Origin of the sequence: Carnobacterium alterfunditum DSM 5972, assembly GCF_000744115.1 — a bacterium.
GTDB classification, from domain to species: Bacteria; Bacillota; Bacilli; order Lactobacillales; family Carnobacteriaceae; genus Carnobacterium_B; species Carnobacterium_B alterfunditum.
The window spans coordinates 525,209-544,332 of sequence record NZ_JQLG01000004.1 but is presented as its reverse complement, the minus strand read 5'-3'; the positions used below and the strand labels follow the sequence as shown (position 1 = coordinate 544,332).

Sequence of the window (19,124 nt, the reverse complement as noted above, 5' to 3'; positions counted from 1 at the left end):
TAAAGTGAAAAGTAAGATAAGGAGGTACATCCATATGGAAAGCATTAAATGGGTTTTGCAATACGTTAAATCAAACAAGGTTAAAACGTTGGTGGGAATCATTATGGTAGTAATAGTTGCTGTATTGAATATCGTTTCACCATTGATCGGCGGAGAAATCGTTGATAGGGTGATCATTGATGAGCAGAATAATATGCTTATCCCCTTATTAGCCCTCATGATAGGCTCAACAGTATTACGTACAGTATTAAGATATGTGTATCAAATCATGTTTGAACGGATAGGACAGGATGCTATCTACCAAATAAGGGAAAGAATGTACAAGAAGCTCCAAGAATTAGATTTTGCATTTTTTAATAATACACGAGTAGGAGATATCATGGCTCGGATGTCAGGAGATACGGATGCCATTCGCCATGCAATTTCATGGTTATCGTATAATGTCTTAGATAATCTTTTACTTTTAGTGTCGGCTATTTTAGTTATGGGATTCATAGAATGGCGGCTAATGTTAGCTTTATTGATCGTTACACCGTTTATTGGTTTGTTGACGGTTTTATTGTCGGGAAAAGCAAATGCTGTTTATTATGAGATCCGAGAAAGTTTTTCTAGATTAAATTCGATGGTAGAAGAGAACGTAAGTGGAAATAAAGTTATCAAAGCCTTTGCTAGAGAAGACTATGAAAAAGAAAAATTTGATAAGTTCAATGATGATTACAAACAACGCAATATGGATTCTGCAGATGTCACAAAAACTTATTTGCCGCCACTAGAAACGCTAGCGGGGTTCTTATCGGTCATTACGATAGGCTACGGAGGGTTTTTAGTAATCAACGGTTCAATGACCATAGGGAATTTAGTTACTTTTAATGGCTTTATCTGGATGTTAAACTTGCCTATGCGAAATGTTGGTTGGTATGTAAATGATCTGCAACGATTTATTGCTTCTTCTTATAAAATTAGAGAACTTTTAGCCGCTAAGCCAATGATCCCAATCGAAGAAAAAGAATCGGCTAAAACGATTCAAGGGATCGTTGAATTCCAAGATGTTTCGTTTTCATTTGCAGATGATCCTGAAACGCCTATCTTAAGTCATATTTCTTTAAAGGCTAAACCGGGGATGACGATTGGTATTTTAGGCGAGACGGGTTCTGGAAAATCAACATTGGTCAACCTTATTTCACGTTTTTTTGATCCTACAGAGGGAAATGTATTGATTGATGGCATTAATGCAAAACAATGGAATGTAAAAGAATTGAGAAGTCACATTGCTATTGTTATGCAAGATGTTTTTCTATTTTCAGATTCAATCAAAAAGAATATTTCATTTGGAACTCCTGGAGCAGACCTTGAACAAGTTCAAAAAAGTGCACGGGTAGCAGATGCAGATCCATTTATCCAACTTATGCCTGATCAGTACAACACGTATTTAGGAGAGCGGGGCAGCGGATTATCTGGTGGACAACGACAAAGGTTATCTTTAGCAAGAGGATTAATGAAGGATCCTTCTATTCTCATTTTAGATGATACGACTTCTGCCGTGGATATGGAAACAGAAGTGAAAATCCAACAAGGATTAGGCGAATTAATGGAAGGAAAAACAACTTTTATTATTGCCAATAGAATATCTTCTGTAAAAAAAGCTGATGAAATTATCATCCTGTCTAAAGGTGAAATAATCGAAAGAGGCAATCATGCTTCATTACTGGATAAGAAAGGCTACTACTATAAAATTTATCAGAAACAATTAGGACAATCTGATGAAGAGGAGGTGGGGACAAATGGAACAGACTAATCCCTCAACTGAAGAAAAAAACAGTCGAAAAAATACCCATCTCATAAGAAGAGTAGCGAAGTATTTAGCACCTTATAAAAGTGGGTTTTTAAAACTCATTTTTGCGATTTTAGTTTCCAATTTTGTTCTGGTCCTTGGACCTTATTTTACGAGCGTGATCATAGATGAGAGCATTCCAAATAAAGATACAACGCAACTAACATGGATCATTATTCTATTTTCACTAGCGCAGTTATTTGGAGGCTGGTCTTCAAGATACCGTATCAAAAATATCACCTTATTAGGCCAAAATGTGCTGAGAGATATGCGTACGGATATCTTCGTCCATTTGCAAAAACTGCCCTTTTCATTTTTTGATAGTCGTCCGCATGGAAAAATCGTTATACGTGTCGTGAATTACATCAATTCATTAAGCGATCTGCTGTCAAATGGTTTGATCAACGTATTATCTGACATAATGAGTTTAGTTGTTACGTTAGCTATTATGTTCACCATGGATGTTCGATTAACACTTTATAGCTTTATTTTATTGCCAATCTTATTTATTGCAACGGTTGTGATCCAAAATAAACAACGTAAAGCATACGAAGAGGTCAGTAGCAAACAAGCTGGTCTAAATGCGTATATCCATGAAAGTGTAGCCGGAATAAAGGTTACTCAATCTTATACAAGAGAGAATGTTAATAAAGATATCTTTGCGGAGGTTAGTGAAGACCAACGCACCTCTTGGATGCATGCAGTGAAAATCCAATTTCTATTAGCCCCATTTATCCAAAATATTGCAGCAATCACTATTTCAATTATTTACTTTGTTGGTCTGAGTAATTTTGGTTTTGGCATTGATGTTTCTACCGGTATTTTAATAGCTTTTATCGGTTATGTTAATAACTTTTGGAACCCAATGATCAATATTGGTAATTTTTATAACAGTCTAGTAACAGGTATGGTTTACTTGGAACGCATTTTTGAAGTAATGGATATTGAACCGGAGATCCAAGATGCACCTGATGCTTTTGAATTGCCTCCTATTCAAGGATACGTTGTTTTTAATGATGTAACTTTTGGGTATAAAAAAGACCAACCTATTTTTGAAAATCTTTCTTTCCGCGTTCGTTCCGGCGAAACAATCGCATTAGTAGGTCCTACTGGTTCAGGTAAATCAACGATCATCAATTTAATGACTCGTTTTTACGATGTAGATGACGGCGAAATTCTGGTAGATGGGATCGATATTCGAAAAGTAACCTTAAATTCATTAAGAAATGAAATTGGGATCATGCTTCAAGATACGTTTATTTTTTCAGGAACCATTATTGAAAATATTCGTTTAGGCAAGTTGGATGCCACAGAAGAAGAAATCATACGTGCTGCAAAAATCGTCCGAGCACATGACTTTATCATAGCTTTAAAAGATGGCTATCGTACAGTTGTTAAAGAACGCGGAAGCACCTTATCCGCTGGGCAGCGGCAGTTGATTTCATTTGCACGTACTTTATTGGCTGATCCGAAAGTATTGATACTAGATGAAGCAACGTCTAGTATCGATACGCAAACAGAAATGCTATTACAAGAAGGTTTAGACCGTTTACTGGAAGGTAGGACGGCATTTATTATTGCCCATAGACTGTCTACTATCAAAAATAGTTCGCGTATTTTTTATATTGCAGATAAGAAAATTAGAGAATCAGGCAGCCATGATGAATTGATGGCGCAAAAAGGTTTGTATTATCAATTATATTCAACACAAGCCGAATTATTGAAGAAAATGTAAACAAAAAGATCTGAGATAAAGCCGTAGCGACTCCTTAAATTCAGCTTAAAAAGCTAGTTTTAGGGGTCAATTCGAGCGTCTCAGATCTTTTTATATGATTAAAATGGGAATAATGATTTTTGTTTTTCAGGCATTTTTAATAAAAGCGTGCTATTCTTAAAGTGGAATATTTACAAAGAGATGAGGATCTTAAATGAGTGGTAAAATATATGAAAAAGAGCATCAAATAAAATATTACGAGTGTGATACAAAACAAAAAATGACGATTTCTATGTTAATAAATATCATGCTACACGTATCTGGTGAGCAAAGTTATTCATTAGGAGTAGGAGATGAAGTCGTAGCGGAGAAAGGCTTAGCTTGGATCATCCTTCAATACGAAGTTGAAGTTGAACGGATGCCGGCTTTTTATGAGTCAATTAAAATCACAACACAAGCAAATTCTTATAATAAGTTGTTTTGCTATCGGGCTTTTAAAGTATATGATAGCCAAGGCAATCTATGTGTGAGCGTTAACAGTACATTTGCCTTAATGAATGTACAAGAACGTAAGATGGCACGAGTACCAGCTGAACTTATAGCACCATATGAATCAGAATTTTCTAAAAAATTGATTCGTATGCCAAAACCGGTAAAAGTTGATGAAGAAAAAATGACATCTAAAGAATATCAAGTGAGATACCTTGATATCGATAGCAATTGCCATGTGAATAATTCTAAATACATTGAATGGGCAATGGATACGTTAGATCTTGAATTTCTGACAACTCATGAAATAGAAACGATGACGATCAAGTTTGAAAAAGAAGTTCATTATGGCCAGTTGATCCAAAGCGAAATAAGCTCAACTAAAAACCAAGAAAACGGGATCGTTACGGCTCATCGGATCCTAACGGAGGGCGTTACAAATTGTGAGGCAAGTATTGTTTGGAAAGTAACAGCCTAAATGAAATTTTTAAAGGAATAATAGAAATCGCTGTACTTAGTAGCGACTCCCAAAAGTTAGAGTGAAAATCTAACTTTTGGGGGTCGCTTTTTGATGAGAAATAGTTATAGTTATAAATTTAAATTGAAAGCAGTAAAAGATTATTTGGAAGGACCTTTTGAGTGTATATCAGTCGCCGGAAAGAACGAAATGCCAAGTGTTTCTCCTCTTAAGCGGTGGGTCAATGCGTACAAAACCTTGGGGCCAAATGGATTGCGTAAATAACTGCCTATAAGAAATTCAGTGGAGAAACATATCCTGAATACTATAAAAGGAACATCAGGGTAGAATACAAACTATAAAATAATCAAAAAAAATAATACGACTACTCAAAAAAGGCATCAGGGAGATTTTCCCTGATGCTTTCCTTATACTGAATGGGCTCCTTCACAAATTGCTTTAATGTTCTCTAAAGTGTGCATAGCCGAATTTTCTTCCATTTTATCCGTGACCAGTTTATCGATGATCTTACCGAATAAATTTTCTGGGGTACCACTACTGTCGATTTCGAAGGTCAATTCAGTACCATCGTCTTTTGGTACATATATACTTGTTTGTTCGCTAGGGAAATTTCCTGTCATATCGCCGCTCCATTTTGCACCTTCGGGCGTCATCTCGCATGCGGTTACTTCAATCTTTACCGGGAAGTGTATACCCAACATCGAATATTTGGTTTTTACGATAGTCCCTACTTCGCCGTCACCTTTGATTCTCTCCGCTTCAGATAAGCCGTTGTAGAATTGTGACCAATTTTCAGGATTTATCGTGTACTTGTAGACTTCTTCCAACGGAGCATTGATGAAAATACTTTTTTTGAAGACTGTCATCTCTTGTCACCTCCTTCCGAACCCAAGTACATCAGGATTTTGTAGTTACTTAAGGCCTTTTCTTTCAACATGGTCCAGACAAGGGAGTGCCTAGCTGGCTTAGAAAGTTTCCGGAAAAGTTAACGCTCTCATATTTTTATCATACTCTTCTTACTTGATTTTGTAAAAGCTAACCTCTTCATCTTTTGAAAAAACAAAAGTAGTTTTTTCAGAAGATGAAGTTGCTTTTTGTTGACCTAAAAATAGTCTTCCAGGGAACGGTTCAAAGTACTTTGGCTCAAGACAACTTGTAGTTTGATTCGTGCTTTTGGACCGGATAATCCATTTGTGAAAATAACACCATCTTCTTTCAGGCGTTTGCCACCACCAACGTAATCATACACATCTTGTGCAATACCGTTAAATGAGCGTGATACAAGAACCACAGGAATATCATTGGCTAGCATCCTTTTAAGAGCAGGCAGAGTAGCAGGCGGTAAATTTCCCGCACCTAGCGCTTCAATAACAAGTCCATCAGTAGTTGGTTGATTGATAGCATCAAATAACGTTCCATCCATACCAGCATAAATTTTAAGTAAATAGACCGTTTTAGCTACATTGTTAATAGCGTAGATTTCCTCTTCAATTAATTTCTGGAAGAATAAGACTTCATTTTTTGAGATCAATCCAATTGGACCAAATGTAGGTGTACGGAAAGTAGCAACATTACTTGTATGTGTTTTAGTGACATAACGAGCAGTATGAATTTCATCATTCATCACGACCAGAACACCTTTTTCTTTAGCATCATCAGATAAAGCTACCCAAATAGCACTTTGAAAGTTGTATAATCCATCTGAACCAATTTCATTGATTGAGCGCATGGCTCCTGTCACAACGATCGGGATCGTTGTCTTAAGTGTTAAATCTAAAAAATAAGCTGTTTCTTCCAATGTATCTGTCCCATGAGTGATCACAACGCCATCTGCTTCATTAGCAACAATTGCTTTTTCGATTCGATTTTTTAAAAGGAGCATTTCTTTAGGTGTTATATGTGGAGAGGGCAGGTGTAAAAAATCCTCTACGATCATATTGGCCACATCATCAAACAAGTGACCGCGTTTGTTCAAAGGGTTCTCTGAACTAGGAGAAACTTTTCCAGTTGTTTGATCCTCGCTCATTGAGATGGTTCCACCGGTATGCAATACAAGAATAGTCTTCACAATAATTCCTCCAATACAAGAATAAAAATAAATAAGAGCCTTATGAGTGTTTTAAAACTGTTTCGTTAAGCGCAACAAGGCTTAGTTCGATGAACTCAAAACCATTTTCCATTTGAGTAAGCGCAACAAGCTCTAGTTCGATGAACTCAAAACTATTTTCCATTTGAGTAAGCGCAACAAGGCTTAGTTCGATGAACTCAAAACTATTTTCCATTTGAGTAAGCGCAACAAGGCTTAGTTCGATGAACTCAAAACCATTTTTCATTTGAGTAAGCGCAACGAGGCTTCGTTCGATGAACTCAAAACCATTTTTCATTTGAGTAAGCGCAACAAGCTCTAGTTCGACTAGCTCAGAATCATTTTTCATTTGAGTAAGTGCAACGAGCCTTAGTTCAATCAAATCGGAATAGACATTGGTTTTCAAATATATAGCTTGGTTGTTTTCGTTTCGTTTAGTAGTATACCACGTTTGCAGTCTTTTCCAACAGCTGACAATTAGAGCTGAAAATGGTCGGATTTTTGACAGTTTGCTGTTATTTGGGTATTTTTATTAAAATATCCTTCCAAATGACGGTATTTTTGTGAATATGCTGTTATACTGAAAGAAAATGGACAATTGAAAGAGGTTATTATGAATAAAAAGAAAACATTTGAAGAATTTGCAATCAGTGATGAAATAGTTACGGCGCTAACAAGTTTGCGTTATTTTCATCCCACTAAAGTTCAAGAAGAAGTCATTCCATTAGCATTAGAAGGAAAAGATGTTATTGTAGAATCGCAGACAGGAAGCGGGAAAACAGTTAGTTATGGAGTGCCGCTATGTGAAAGAGTCGATTGGGAAGAAAACAAACCGCAAGTGCTTGTTTTAGTACCAACAAGAGAATTAGCAATTCAAGTAAAAGAAGACTTAATGAATGTTGGTCGTCTAAAGAGAGTGAAAGCCACTGCAGTATATGGCAAAGCCTCATTCGATACTCAAAAATCTGAGTTAAAGCAAAAAAGCCATATCGTTGTAGGAACACCAGGTCGAGTATTAGACCATTTGCAAAAGGGAACTTTTAAAATCGAGGAAATACAATGTTTAGTGCTAGATGAAGCTGATGAGATGCTGAATATGGGATTTGCGGATCAAGTAGAAGCCATTATCAACTTCTTACCTACAGAACGCCAAACGTTGCTTTTTTCAGCAACAATGCCTAAAGAAATTGAACGCATAGCAAGTTTTTACATGAAGTCGGACAAACAGTCTATTGTAATTGAGACAAATGAATTATCAAAACCAAAAATCATTCAATCAAGTGTCAAGGTAAAAGAAGACCAAAAGGAACAACAATTGCTGGATTTATTAACAGTAGAAAATGCGGATTCATGTATGATTTTTTGTAATACGCAAGAAGCTGTGAATAACTTATACACATTTTTGAGTAAAGCTGGTTTGCCAATTGATAAAATCCATGGTGGAATGGTCCAGGAAGATCGATTCTCTGTAATGGAAGATTTCAGACAAGGAAGATTCCGTTATTTGGTAGCTACAGATGTTGCTGCAAGGGGAATCGACATTGAAAATGTTACACATGTAGTCAACTTTGATGTGCCGGTAGAAAAAGAGAGTTTTGTGCATCGTACTGGCCGTACAGGAAGAGCCGGAAAAACGGGGATGGCATTGACATTGGTTACACCTAGAGAAGAAAGATGGTGGACGGAAGTCAAAGAATACGCTGGTCAAACAGTTATTGAAATTTCGTTGCCAACTACACGTGTCGTTCAAAGTCATAAATCGGCTTTCGAGAAGAAATTACAAGAACGCCCACCTTTGAAGCAAGTTCGTTCAAAAGAACTGAACCGCGACATTACTAAAGTTTATTTTAATGGTGGAAAAAAGAAAAAAATGCGTGCAGTCGATTTTGTTGGAACGATTGCTAAAATTCCAGGTGTTGATGCGGAGGACATTGGGATCATCACGATCCAAGAAAATGTTACTTACATTGATATTTTAAATGGAAAAGGTCCATTAGTGATTGAAGAAATGCAAAGTCGTACGATCAAAGGTAAGACATTGAAAGTACGTAAAGCTAGAAAATAAAAAAAAGCACTTACGAAAATAATTATTTTCGTAAGTGCTTTTTTGATTGTCCCATTAATGAGAGTCTACAATTTTTGGTATTGTTGTCCCAAAAGAAATTTCTTCTGGAACACTAATACCATCTGTTAATGGACTATTAATTATATAAAGAAGCAACTTGTTCTTTAACAGACTTATTATCTAAGAAATCATCATAAGTTGTTTCAGCACGATCGACTACTCCATTTGGAGAAATTTCGATAATACGGTTCGCAATTGTTTGGATAAATTGGTGGTCATGTGATCCAAATAAAATTGAGCCTTTAAAAGCAATCAAACCGTCATTTAAAGCTGTGATAGATTCTAGATCCAAGTGATTTGTTGGATCATCCATTACTAAAACGTTCGATTTACTCAACATCATTTTAGACAACATACAACGAACTTTTTCTCCACCGGAAAGGACAGAGACTTCTTTTAAAACATCTTCTCCAGAGAATAACATACGACCCAAGAAACTACGTAAGAATGTATTATCATTTTCTTCAGCAGCAGCGAATTGGCGTAACCAATCAACAACGGTCAACTTTTCATTAGTAAATTCGTCAGTAGTATCCTTTGGTAAATATGATTGAGAAGTCGTTACTCCCCATTTGAATGTACCTGAATCAGGTTCCATTTCGCCCATCAATATTTTGAATAGAACAGTAATGGCAATATCATTTTTACTAGTGAAAGCAACTTTATCGTCTTTATTCAATGTAAAAGTAATATTATCTAATATTTTTTTACCATCAATTGATTTAGAAAGATTTTCAACACGCAGTAAGTCGTTCCCGATATCACGATCAGGTGTAAATCCAACAAATGGATAGCGACGAGAAGAAGGTTGAATGTCATCTAATGTAATTTTTTCTAACATTTTTTTACGGGAAGTTGCTTGTTTTGATTTAGATGCATTCGCACTAAATCGAGCAATAAAGGCTTGTAATTCTTTGATTTGTTCTTCTTTTTTAGCATTTACGTTACCTAGTAATTTAGAAGCTAATTGGCTTGATTCTAACCAGAAATCGTAATTCCCAACATATAACTTGATTTTACTAAAGTCAACGTCAGCCATATGCGTACATACTTTGTTTAAGAAATGACGGTCATGTGAAACAACGATAACGGTATTTGGGAAATCAATTAAGAATTCTTCTAACCATTCGATCGATTGAGTATCTAAACCATTGGTTGGCTCATCCAATAAAAGAACATCTGGTTTGCCAAATAGAGCTTGTGCTAACAATACTTTTACTTTAAAGCCTTCTGTTAATTCGCTCATTTTTTTATCTTGCATATCATCTGTAATACCTAGACCTTGAAGCATAACCGCTGCTTGAGGTTCAGCTTCCCAACCATCTAATTCAGCAAATTCGCCTTCTAATTCAGCTGCTAAGATACCATCAGCATCAGTGAAATCTTCTTTCATATAGACAGCATCTTTTTCTTTCATGATTTCGTATAAACGTTTGTGACCCATGATAACTGTTTCTAAAACAGTAGAATCTTCAAAACCATAGTGATTTTGACTTAGAGTAGTCAAACGTTCATCGGGACCCATAGAAACATTACCGGTTGAAGGTTGGATCTCGCCAGCCAAAATTTTCAAGAAAGTTGACTTACCTGCACCATTTGCACCAATAAGACCATAACAATTGCCTGGAATGAATTTTATATTTACGTCATCGAACAATTTTCTATCTGAAAATTGTAAACTTACATTAGTTACTGTAATCATTTAATTTATTTACCCCTATTCTTTGTATATATCTTGACTATTTTAGCACAAATAATCAATAAATGCGATGTTTGGGATTCTTTTCTTGTCAAATCGGCAGTATTCTATTGTAAATGCTCAAAAAATAGTATCCATTTACAGATATCATACGTGAAGACAAAATAATGAGAAGTAAAATCGTATCGTTAGACTATAGTTAATTTTAAGATTATAATAAATCCGAGTTAGTCAATAAAATAATTAAAAATAGGAGGAATTAGATAGTGGAAAAACAAGTGGAAGTACAAGAACAATTAAATGACCTAGTTGCAACTTTTGGTGTCTTTAACATAAAATTGTATCAACATCATTTCTACGTAAAAGGACCTCATTTCTTTAACCTACATGAAAAATTTGAAGAACTTTATGATGGGGTGACCGAACAATTTGATGAGTTAGCAGAACGTCTCATTGCAATTGGCGGCAAACCTTACGCAACTTTAGGAGAATTTTTAGAACATTCTTTAGTTAAGGAAACACCATATAATGGAAAAGAAACGGCTGAAGAAATGGTTGCCTCTACTATTTCCGATTATAAAATTATTGGCGAAAAATTACAAAAAGGAATCGATCTTACTGGAAAAGCAGGAGATGATCCAACACAAGACTTATTGATCGGGTACAAATTTGGCATAGATAAGACGATTTGGATGCTGCAAGCTTATCTAGGTAAAAATCCTCTTGATGCTTAAAAAATAAAAAAATCAAAAACAAAGAGCTCTTAGGTGTTAATCTAAGGGCTCTTTTTAACGGTTGATTTCTGTAAAAAGGTATAAGATCAAGGAATCACTTTTTAAGATGTGTAGTTGATTACGGTAATGTCTGGTTCGATCGTAAATTCTGAACTTCTTGATATCTTTGGTTGGGATCTCTAATAAACAATCGTTTTGTAAAATAACTTTGAAGAAGAGCGAATCAGGGACAACAATCAAAAAATCGGTTAAATCTTGTTGCTGTTCAAGAATAGCTGGCGGCTTAACGACCAAACGAATCGTTTTTGAGCGATACAAAGAATCTTTTTTTACTTTTTGGTGGTCCATTTCGAAAGAAAAGAGCAAACCATCCTTCATAGAAGGTGGATTTAAAGACAAAGGCAGTAAGTATTCTTTTACATGGTTAGTTAAAGGTTCACTTAGTTGAGTGACAGGAAGAACACGGGCTAGGTGCAATTGGCCTTTTTGTACAGTGAATTGATTCAAGTAAGTTGGGCTATTCTTGTGTTTGTCATATTGGATAAGATCATGATGATCCCATACTGATTGAGAAGCAAAGTGTTGATTTAACTGATACACACGCGCTGTTATTTGGCGGTCAAGCTGGTCATAGTAGTAATGGGAGGAAAGTAAATATTCAAAAAGGCCCGCTTCTCCTGCAGACAGAGCCATCCTCCCTTTAGTAGAAAGTGAAATAGAATAAATCGGTTGTTCCCATATTCGAACTTTTTGAGCGTCTTTTTTTGTTAAAGGATAACGATAAAAGCCGCTATAGTCAGAAAAATATAAGATATGATTGAATATCGCACAATCATAAATCGGCTCAATAAAAGAAATGGTGCGTTCTAAAAAAGGTGTCAACTCTTCAAGGGTGACATATAATTGTTCAGTAGGCTGAGGCTCAAGGTAAATAGGTCGATCAATGTCAGCGAGTTGCTTCATCCATTTATTCCAGTCATAGACGTTCAATTCTTTTTGAGAAGTCCATAAATAAAATTTTCCACTGTAGAGCTGAAAATCATGGAATTGGCCATCAATGATCAATTTTGTCGTTAGTAAATGCTCTTTATCCATTCAAACACCCCGTTCTAAAGCTGAATCTTTCATCTATTGTACCATTTAATCGATTAAAATTAATGAAAAATGAAAATAGAAAAAATATTTGCTATCCTTTTTTTGAATGAGATAATAAAAAGAAAAAATGAAAAGGAGATAAAAAAAATGACTGAAAAGAGTATATGGCTAATACAAGAAACGACAAAAGAACAACTTCAAACCTTAAAAGATCTAGCTCCGGAATACAAGTTGATCAATGGATGGGAAATAGACGAAAAAAATGTTCCTTTAAAGTCTGTTGAAATCATATATGGATGGACAGGGCAACGATCAGAAGAACTGTTATTGGATGGTAAACATAATTTGAAATGGGTACAAGGGAAAGCCGCTGGTGTCGATTTTCTTGATTTAGAAAAGCTTAAAGAGAACAAGGTGTTGCTGACTAACGGAAGTGGAATACATAGTATTTCGATTGCAGAATCAGTTTTTGGTATGTTGCTGGCCTATGCTCGAGGCATTCAAAAAGCTGTGAAAGATCAACAAACAAAAAAATGGGAACAAGTAGATAAGCTAATGGAATTGCATGGGAAAACTATTATGATCGTTGGGACTGGTAAAATAGGTGTTGAAGTTGGGCGCTTAGCTAAAGCATTTAATATGAAGACAATTGGCGTAAATCGTAGTGGAAGAGAAGTTGCTTACATGGACCTGTTGATTAAGCAGCCAAGGTTAATTGAACAAGTGAAACAAGCTGATATCGTAGTAAATATTTTGCCGTTTACGGATCAAACCCATCATTTCTTCAATCAAGAGATTTTCTCACAAATGAAGAATGGAACTCTTTTTATCAATGTTGGAAGAGGCCCGACGGTTAAAACGGATGATTTAATAGAGGCTCTTGATGGTGGGAAATTAGCATTTGCCGGATTAGATGTTTTTGAAACCGAACCTTTGTCAGAAACAAGCGCATTATGGACCAGAGCAGATGTTTTGATCACGCCTCATATTGCTGGGATCGCAGAACACTTCAAAAAAAGATTGTTTGCCATTTTTGAAGAAAATCTAAAGGCTTACTTAGATGGAGAAACATTGCCAATCAATTTAATAGACTACGATAACCAATACTAAAAAGTTTGAGTTCATGTAGACACCTCATTTTGATTAAAGAGGTGTTTTTTGTTTGTAAAATATTTATGATCAGAAGAGTTTTTCTAGCTGTTATATTTTAAATGAAAACATGATTGTGTTTCTTGAAAAATGAAAAAACGCTGATTTAACGCTGTTTTTATGTGTTTGATTTTTTGGAAATTGAAAATCAATCTTTTTTTAAAAGGGAAATTGACTATAAAAAGAAGCACTGTTATTCTTGTTGATGAAGTTAAAAAAAGTAAAAAAGGATGCGAATATGTTGGGGAAAATTACAAGTTTTGGATTGCTTACTTTTATATCATTAAATTTAGCAGCGTGTGGATCGAATGAAGTGGCTATTGATTCGTCTGTAAATACTCCGGATACAAGTTGGAGTGAAATTAAAGAAACAGGAACCTTAAAAGTAGCCACATCTGGAACACTTTATCCAGGTTCTTTCCATGAAGCGGAAACGGATGATTTGACTGGATACGAAGTAGAAGTTATTCGAGAAGCCGCAAATCGATTAGCATTAGCTATAGAATTTACAGAAATGGGAGTAGACGGCATGTTAACTTCAGTTAACAGCGGTGCAATTGATGTTGCTGCAATGGGAATAGATCGTAATGGTGAAAATGCAGATAAATACAATTATACGACACCTTATAAATATTCTTTTGGAGCAATGGTCGTACGCGAATCAGATAATTCTGATATTAAAAATTTAGAAGATTTAGAAGGGAAAAAAGCAGCCGGTGCAGCTACGACGAGCTACATGAAAGTCGCAAGATATTACGGAGCTGAAGAAGTGATCTATGATAATGCAACTAATGACCAGTATCTTCAAGATGTAGCCAATGGTCGTACAGACGTAATACTGAATGATTTCTATTCACAAAAAATGGCTGTGGCTGCTTTACCGGAAATCCCAGTAAAAGTACACGACATTTTTTATAACCCTAGTGAAACAAACTTTGCCATCAAAAAAGGAAATGATGTATTGACCGATAAAATTAATACAGCATTAGAAGAAATGAAAGCTGATGGAACTTTAACAGAATTATCTAAACAGTTCTATGATGGTGATGATGTATCAGAACAAATTGAGTATGATTTTCCAGAAATTGAACTAGTAGAAGGCTAATAGAAAGTAGGTGACAGGATGTGTCTGAAATTCAATGGCAATATATTTTTGATCCTGCATTAGCTATTGACAACTTTAGTTATATTCTAAAGGGGTTAGGATACACTTTAGGAATTTCATTATCCAGTATGGTTTTTGGAACAATAGTAGGATTCTTATTAGCGATCATGCGCATGTCGAATAGTAAAAGCTTAAGTATTATCGCCCGTACATATATTTCATTTATGCGAGGGACACCCATTTTAGTCTTTTTGTTTATTCTGTATTTTGGTTTTCCTTTTATCGGAATCCAATTTGAAGCTGTAAATGCAGCCATAATAGGTTTTAGTCTAAATTCTGCAGCGTATAGTGCAGAAATCATCCGCGCAGCTTTGCATTCTGTTGATCATGGGCAATGGGAAGCTGCTTATGCACTTGGTTTAAAATGGCCATTTATTATGCGAAAAGTAATCATACCTCAAGCAATGAGGCTCGCAATACCGCCAATGAGTAACGTTATGTTGGATCTTATTAAAGGGACCTCTTTGGCAGCCATGATCACGGTGCCAGAAATTTTCCAGCAGGCTAAGATTGTTGGAGGGCGAGAATTTGATTATATGACAATGTATATTCTAGTGGCTTTAATCTATTGGGCTATATGTAGCGTATTCACAATTTTTCAGCGTTATCTAGAAAAGAAAGCATCTATCTATATAAACTGAAATAGATAAAATAATGGTCGTTTGGCAAAGCTTATTGGTGTAATAAAATAAAAAATAAGTGAAGTTAAGTTGCTTGCAGCCATATCAAGGATCTAAAAAAATATCAAAAAATATAAATCCAAAAGATCTTTGTTTGTCGTAATCTGGCAGATGAGGATCTTTTTATAGTAGAAAGAACAAATAAAAACGAATTTTGCTTGAAGGGGGAGGCCAAAAAAGCTATTATTTAAGTTACGTGTTGCATAAATACGTTAGAAAGGACGGTTTTATGAAAAAAGAATTATCATTATCTTCCTACTTATACATAGGATCTATGTTGTTTGGTTTATTTTTTGGAGCAGGAAATTTGATTTTTCCAGTTCATATGGGTCAAGCAGCTGGAGCAAATGTAAGTTGGGCTACATTAGGTTTTTTAGTAACCGGTATCGGATTGCCATTTTTAGGCGTAATAGCAATCGGGCTTTCTAAAAGCAATGGATTATTTGATTTAGCTAGTCGTATTCATCCTTATTACGGCTATTTTATGACAGTTGCTTTATATTTAACGATTGGACCATTTTTTGCACTACCAAGATTAAGTACCGTTTCTTATGAAATTGGATTGACACCTTATATCAACCCAGAGTACCAAATAATAGGGTTAGCCATTTTTTCTGTTTTATTTTACGGAGTAACATTATTTCTTTCTTTAAAACCAACAAAGATTTTAGTCTATGTTGGGAAAGTACTAAATCCTATTTTCTTAGTTTTTTTAGGTATTTTAATTGTAACAGCATTTATTCGTCCAATGGGCACGGTCGCTGAGGCACCTATTACTGGTAATTATGTCGATGAGCCTTTTGTTAGTGGTTTCCTTGAGGGATACAACACAATGGATGCCTTAGCTTCTCTGGCTTTCGGGATCGTTGTTGTTCAAACCATTAAAAGTTTGGGTGTGACGAAACCAAGTGAAATTGCAAAAGATACTGTTAAGTCTGGATTGATCAGCATTATTTTAATGGGTATCATTTATGCCAGCTTATCTTATTTAGGAACAATGAGTGTTGGACAATTTCCAATTTCAGAAAATGGTGGGATCGCCTTAACACAAATTTCGCAATACTATTTTGGTTCACTTGGGAACGTATTACTAGCTATTATTGTGACAATCGCATGTTTAAAAACGGCTATTGGTTTAATTACGGCTTGTGCAGAGACATTTAAAGAAATGTTCCCTAACTCTATCAGCTATAAAATGTACGTAGTTGTTTTCAGTGTATTGACAACATTAGTCGCTAATGTAGGTTTAACAAATATTATTACCTACTCATTACCAGTATTGATGTTCTTATATCCATTAGCTATAACGCTGATCCTATTAGCGCTATTGTCTCCGTTTTTCAGAAACCGTCAAGTAGTTTATGTCATTACAACACTTTTCACTATAATTGTAAGTATCGCAGACTTGTTAAATGCTTTGCCTGAAACTGTTCGTAATTTAAATGGTATCCAAAGTTTCTTAGCTTTTTGCAGTGAGTACCTTCCTTTGTTTACTATTGGAATGGGATGGATCTTGCCAGCTTCAATCGGATTTATCGTTGGGATCCTGATCAGTCTAGTTACTAAACCGAATCCTCGTGTCATATAAGACATGTTAATGAACTTGATTCAAAATTAAAAAGAGCAATGGAAACGATTTTCGTTTCCATTGCTCTTTTTATCTGCGAAATATTACAAATAATCGTTAATAATTGTAATAAGGTCCTCTGAAGTATTATAAATGGCACCATTCATTTTTATAATACCAACGGTGTAAAGATTGATATAAGAGAATTGAGATTCTGCGACCTCTTTTAAAGCGGCTAATTTTTGCTTGTTTTCAGCACCTTGCTGACGTGAATCGGTATATAAACCAATAATAGGAATACCAGCTTGATAGGCAACCCCAATTTCGGTAGCAACACCAACATCAATAGTGGATCCGTCTAAAACGGCAACCATCAATCGGCTTGCTAATAAAGCATCCGTGTCATATTTAGCGATAGCCATAGAATCAGCGTAAGCATTTTTATCATTGATCTCTCCTTGTTCTTGAGGAACATAAACTTCAATTTCAGGATAGGTTTCGCGAATACTTAGTACAATTTTTTCATTATAAAGTCGCTCCATTTCTGAAAAGAGTGGGCTTGCAAAAATAGACTTTTTCCGGCATTTTTTCTCCTCCTAATACGATTATTACAATTTTAGCATACTATAAAAAGATTTTGTAATAAAAAGTAACCGTAAAGAAATATAACAAGGTGTCTTTTTCGTTATAATCATTGGAGAGCAAGAATAGAAGATAAAAAAGTAGATAAAGAAGGGTGTTGTCAATTTGTGAGTATAAAAAAACTAGTTTCTAGCCTTATGTTGGCTTTAGTATTGGTTAACGTCATTCCTGCAACAGGTTTTGCAGCGACATTAAATGAGATTGAATCGCAACAAACTATAAAAGAAAAAGAAATGGCAGAAATCGATAGCGAAATCAATAAAGCATTAACAAAGGTAAATGAAAAAAATAGTGAGCTAGAAGGATTAACTACTCAAATTGATATTTTAAAAGAAACAGTCCAAGCAACCGGTGAAACGGTCAATGAACAAGAAGAAGTTGTCGAAGAACGTTTGGATCAAGCAAAAGAACGTATCTTATCAATGCAGACAACCGAAATCAACCAGAACGTAGTAGTGTCATTATTCGAATCTGAAAGTGTTACAGATTTATTTAATCGTGCTTATGTTCTCGTTACCTTACAATCAGCTGGAAATGATCAATTGGAATTAGCTGAAGATGAGCAAGAAGAGTTAGCAGCATTAAAAATTGAACTTGAAGATAATTTAACTTTATTAGAAAGTCAAACAAATGAAGCTAAAGAACAAAAAGTTGAATTGGATACGCAAGTTGCAAGTCTTCAAGAAACAATGGACAACAACCAAGAAATTTTAAATGAATTAGACAAACAACGTACTACTGAAGAAACAAGAATTGCTGAGGAAGAAGCTAAAGAAGCTGCAGAAGCTAAAGCAAAAGAAGAAAAATTAGAGGCAGAAGCAGCTGAAAAAGAAGAAAAAGTAACTGCTGCAGCAATCGAAACAAAAATTGAGAAAGAAACTGCAACAGTAACGAAGACAGCAAAAGCTTCTTCAAATAATCAAGCAGAAAGTAAAAAACAAGAAGCAACAGTGGAAACTAAAACAACTGAAACAACTAAAGCTGCTGAAAGTACTAAAACAGCTTCAAAAGGAAAATCAATCGTTGTATCTGCAACCGGTTATTCAACAAAACAAGCTAATTTGAGTACTCATACAGCTACTGGGATCAATTTAGAAAGCAATCCAATGGTTATTGCGGTAGATCCACGTGTGATTCCTTTAGGTTCTATAGTTGAAATACCGGGATATGGCACGTTCATAGCTGGTGATACTGGTGGGGCAATTAAAGGCAACAAAATCGATATCCATTTTTCTACTGTTCAACAAGCTAATAATTTTGGTAGAAAAACGATTACAGTCAATATTTTAAATTAAGAGTTCTTTTAGAAAAGGTGAGTCAAATGGCAGATCAAGTAGAGATAGAATTTTATTTAGATAGTGATGAAGTAACTTTTTTAGAATCATGGGAAGACAAGTACGGTGAACTCAATGAAGAACAATTAGAAAAGTTGTACCAAGAAATTGCACAAGATATTGAATCAAAATATCAGTCGGGTGAACATCAACTTGGAAAATCGTTCTCATATAAAGAGGTTAAAGTAGGTTACTCAGATTACAGTACATTTAATAATTGGTTTTTATTTAGTGCTGCTAAAAGATAATAAAAAGGGTGGAAGCAACGACAGAGGAATATTTCTGTCGTTGTTTTACTGTTTAGTGGTAAACTAGTTAAATAAAAATAATACCCAA

The 19,124-nt window shown here is 35.2% G+C and carries 18 protein-coding genes; 12 read left to right on the top strand and 6 right to left on the bottom strand.

Annotated elements, in window-relative coordinates; all coding sequences use genetic code 11:
* Positions 1-34 precede the first annotated feature (34 nt).
* The 4 genes from BR50_RS03030 (at position 35) to BR50_RS12715 (ending at position 4,776) form a co-directional block, all read left to right on the top strand.
* Positions 35-1,795: an ABC transporter ATP-binding protein gene (locus tag BR50_RS03030; protein WP_034546145.1), complete on the top strand. Its 1,761-nt coding sequence runs from the start codon at positions 35-37 to the stop codon at positions 1,793-1,795.
* Positions 1,782-3,566: an ABC transporter ATP-binding protein gene (locus tag BR50_RS03025; protein ID WP_034546141.1), complete on the top strand. Its 1,785-nt coding sequence runs from the start codon at positions 1,782-1,784 to the stop codon at positions 3,564-3,566. The genes BR50_RS03030 and BR50_RS03025 overlap by 14 nt, the downstream gene beginning before the upstream one ends.
* A gap of 193 nt (positions 3,567-3,759) precedes the next feature.
* Positions 3,760-4,512 (top strand): acyl-[acyl-carrier-protein] thioesterase, encoded by a 753-nt coding sequence (locus BR50_RS03020; protein ID WP_034546138.1) that lies wholly within the window; start codon positions 3,760-3,762, stop codon positions 4,510-4,512.
* Between the two features lie 90 nt (positions 4,513-4,602).
* Entirely contained in the window at positions 4,603-4,776 is a 174-nt protein-coding gene (locus BR50_RS12715; RefSeq protein WP_143298374.1) for a transposase, read from the top strand.
* A gap of 143 nt (positions 4,777-4,919) precedes the next feature.
* Here the strand turns inward: BR50_RS12715 and BR50_RS03010 are convergent, their stop codons facing one another.
* The 3 genes from BR50_RS03010 to BR50_RS03000 all read right to left on the bottom strand — a co-directional run bounded on the left by BR50_RS03010 (position 4,920) and on the right by BR50_RS03000 (position 7,004).
* A complete protein-coding gene (locus BR50_RS03010; RefSeq protein WP_034546136.1) occupies positions 4,920-5,378 on the bottom strand; it encodes an SRPBCC family protein in 459 nt (152 codons plus the stop codon).
* 236 nt (positions 5,379-5,614) lie between these two features.
* Positions 5,615-6,580 (bottom strand): asparaginase, encoded by a 966-nt coding sequence (locus BR50_RS03005; protein WP_034546133.1) that lies wholly within the window; start codon positions 6,578-6,580, stop codon positions 5,615-5,617.
* 40 nt (positions 6,581-6,620) lie between these two features.
* Positions 6,621-7,004 (bottom strand): hypothetical protein, encoded by a 384-nt coding sequence (locus tag BR50_RS03000; RefSeq protein WP_143298373.1) that lies wholly within the window; start codon positions 7,002-7,004, stop codon positions 6,621-6,623.
* Between the two features lie 207 nt (positions 7,005-7,211).
* Between BR50_RS03000 and BR50_RS02995 the strand changes: the two genes are divergently transcribed.
* Positions 7,212-8,663 carry a DEAD/DEAH box helicase gene (locus tag BR50_RS02995; protein ID WP_034546127.1) on the top strand — a complete coding sequence of 484 codons (1,452 nt, stop codon included), beginning with the start codon at positions 7,212-7,214 and terminating at the stop codon, positions 8,661-8,663.
* 136 nt (positions 8,664-8,799) lie between these two features.
* Here the strand turns inward: BR50_RS02995 and BR50_RS02990 are convergent, their stop codons facing one another.
* Complete coding sequence (locus tag BR50_RS02990; protein ID WP_034546125.1) at positions 8,800-10,425, bottom strand: ABC-F family ATP-binding cassette domain-containing protein; 1,626 nt, start codon at positions 10,423-10,425, stop codon at positions 8,800-8,802.
* A gap of 263 nt (positions 10,426-10,688) precedes the next feature.
* Here BR50_RS02990 and BR50_RS02985 point away from each other — a divergent pair, with 263 nt between their 5' ends.
* Positions 10,689-11,156, top strand: coding sequence for a Dps family protein (locus BR50_RS02985; protein ID WP_178377455.1), 468 nt, complete (start codon positions 10,689-10,691; stop codon positions 11,154-11,156).
* Between the two features lie 54 nt (positions 11,157-11,210).
* Here the strand turns inward: BR50_RS02985 and BR50_RS02980 are convergent, their stop codons facing one another.
* Positions 11,211-12,251: a hypothetical protein gene (locus BR50_RS02980; RefSeq protein ID WP_034546121.1), complete on the bottom strand. Its 1,041-nt coding sequence runs from the start codon at positions 12,249-12,251 to the stop codon at positions 11,211-11,213.
* A 147-nt stretch (positions 12,252-12,398) separates the two neighbouring features.
* Here BR50_RS02980 and BR50_RS02975 point away from each other — a divergent pair, with 147 nt between their 5' ends.
* The 4 genes from BR50_RS02975 to brnQ all read left to right on the top strand — a co-directional run bounded on the left by BR50_RS02975 (position 12,399) and on the right by brnQ (position 16,833).
* Entirely contained in the window at positions 12,399-13,361 is a 963-nt protein-coding gene (locus tag BR50_RS02975; RefSeq protein ID WP_034546118.1) for a phosphoglycerate dehydrogenase, read from the top strand.
* Positions 13,362-13,638: 277 nt separating this feature from the next.
* Positions 13,639-14,505: a transporter substrate-binding domain-containing protein gene (locus tag BR50_RS02970; RefSeq protein ID WP_034548910.1), complete on the top strand. Its 867-nt coding sequence runs from the start codon at positions 13,639-13,641 to the stop codon at positions 14,503-14,505.
* Between the two features lie 20 nt (positions 14,506-14,525).
* Complete coding sequence (locus BR50_RS02965) at positions 14,526-15,206, top strand: amino acid ABC transporter permease (RefSeq protein ID WP_034546116.1); 681 nt, start codon at positions 14,526-14,528, stop codon at positions 15,204-15,206.
* Positions 15,207-15,474: 268 nt separating this feature from the next.
* Entirely contained in the window at positions 15,475-16,833 is a 1,359-nt protein-coding gene (brnQ, locus tag BR50_RS02960; protein ID WP_034546114.1) for a branched-chain amino acid transport system II carrier protein, read from the top strand.
* 83 nt (positions 16,834-16,916) lie between these two features.
* Here the strand turns inward: brnQ and BR50_RS02955 are convergent, their stop codons facing one another.
* Entirely contained in the window at positions 16,917-17,381 is a 465-nt protein-coding gene (locus tag BR50_RS02955) for a nucleoside 2-deoxyribosyltransferase (protein ID WP_034546111.1), read from the bottom strand.
* A 180-nt stretch (positions 17,382-17,561) separates the two neighbouring features.
* Here BR50_RS02955 and BR50_RS02950 point away from each other — a divergent pair, with 180 nt between their 5' ends.
* Positions 17,562-18,749 (top strand): 3D domain-containing protein, encoded by a 1,188-nt coding sequence (locus BR50_RS02950; RefSeq protein WP_245792817.1) that lies wholly within the window; start codon positions 17,562-17,564, stop codon positions 18,747-18,749.
* Between the two features lie 26 nt (positions 18,750-18,775).
* The gene (locus tag BR50_RS02945) at positions 18,776-19,036 is read left to right on the top strand and encodes a hypothetical protein (RefSeq protein ID WP_034546108.1); all 261 of its coding nucleotides are present in this window, start codon (positions 18,776-18,778) and stop codon (positions 19,034-19,036) included.
* Positions 19,037-19,124 lie beyond the last annotated feature (88 nt).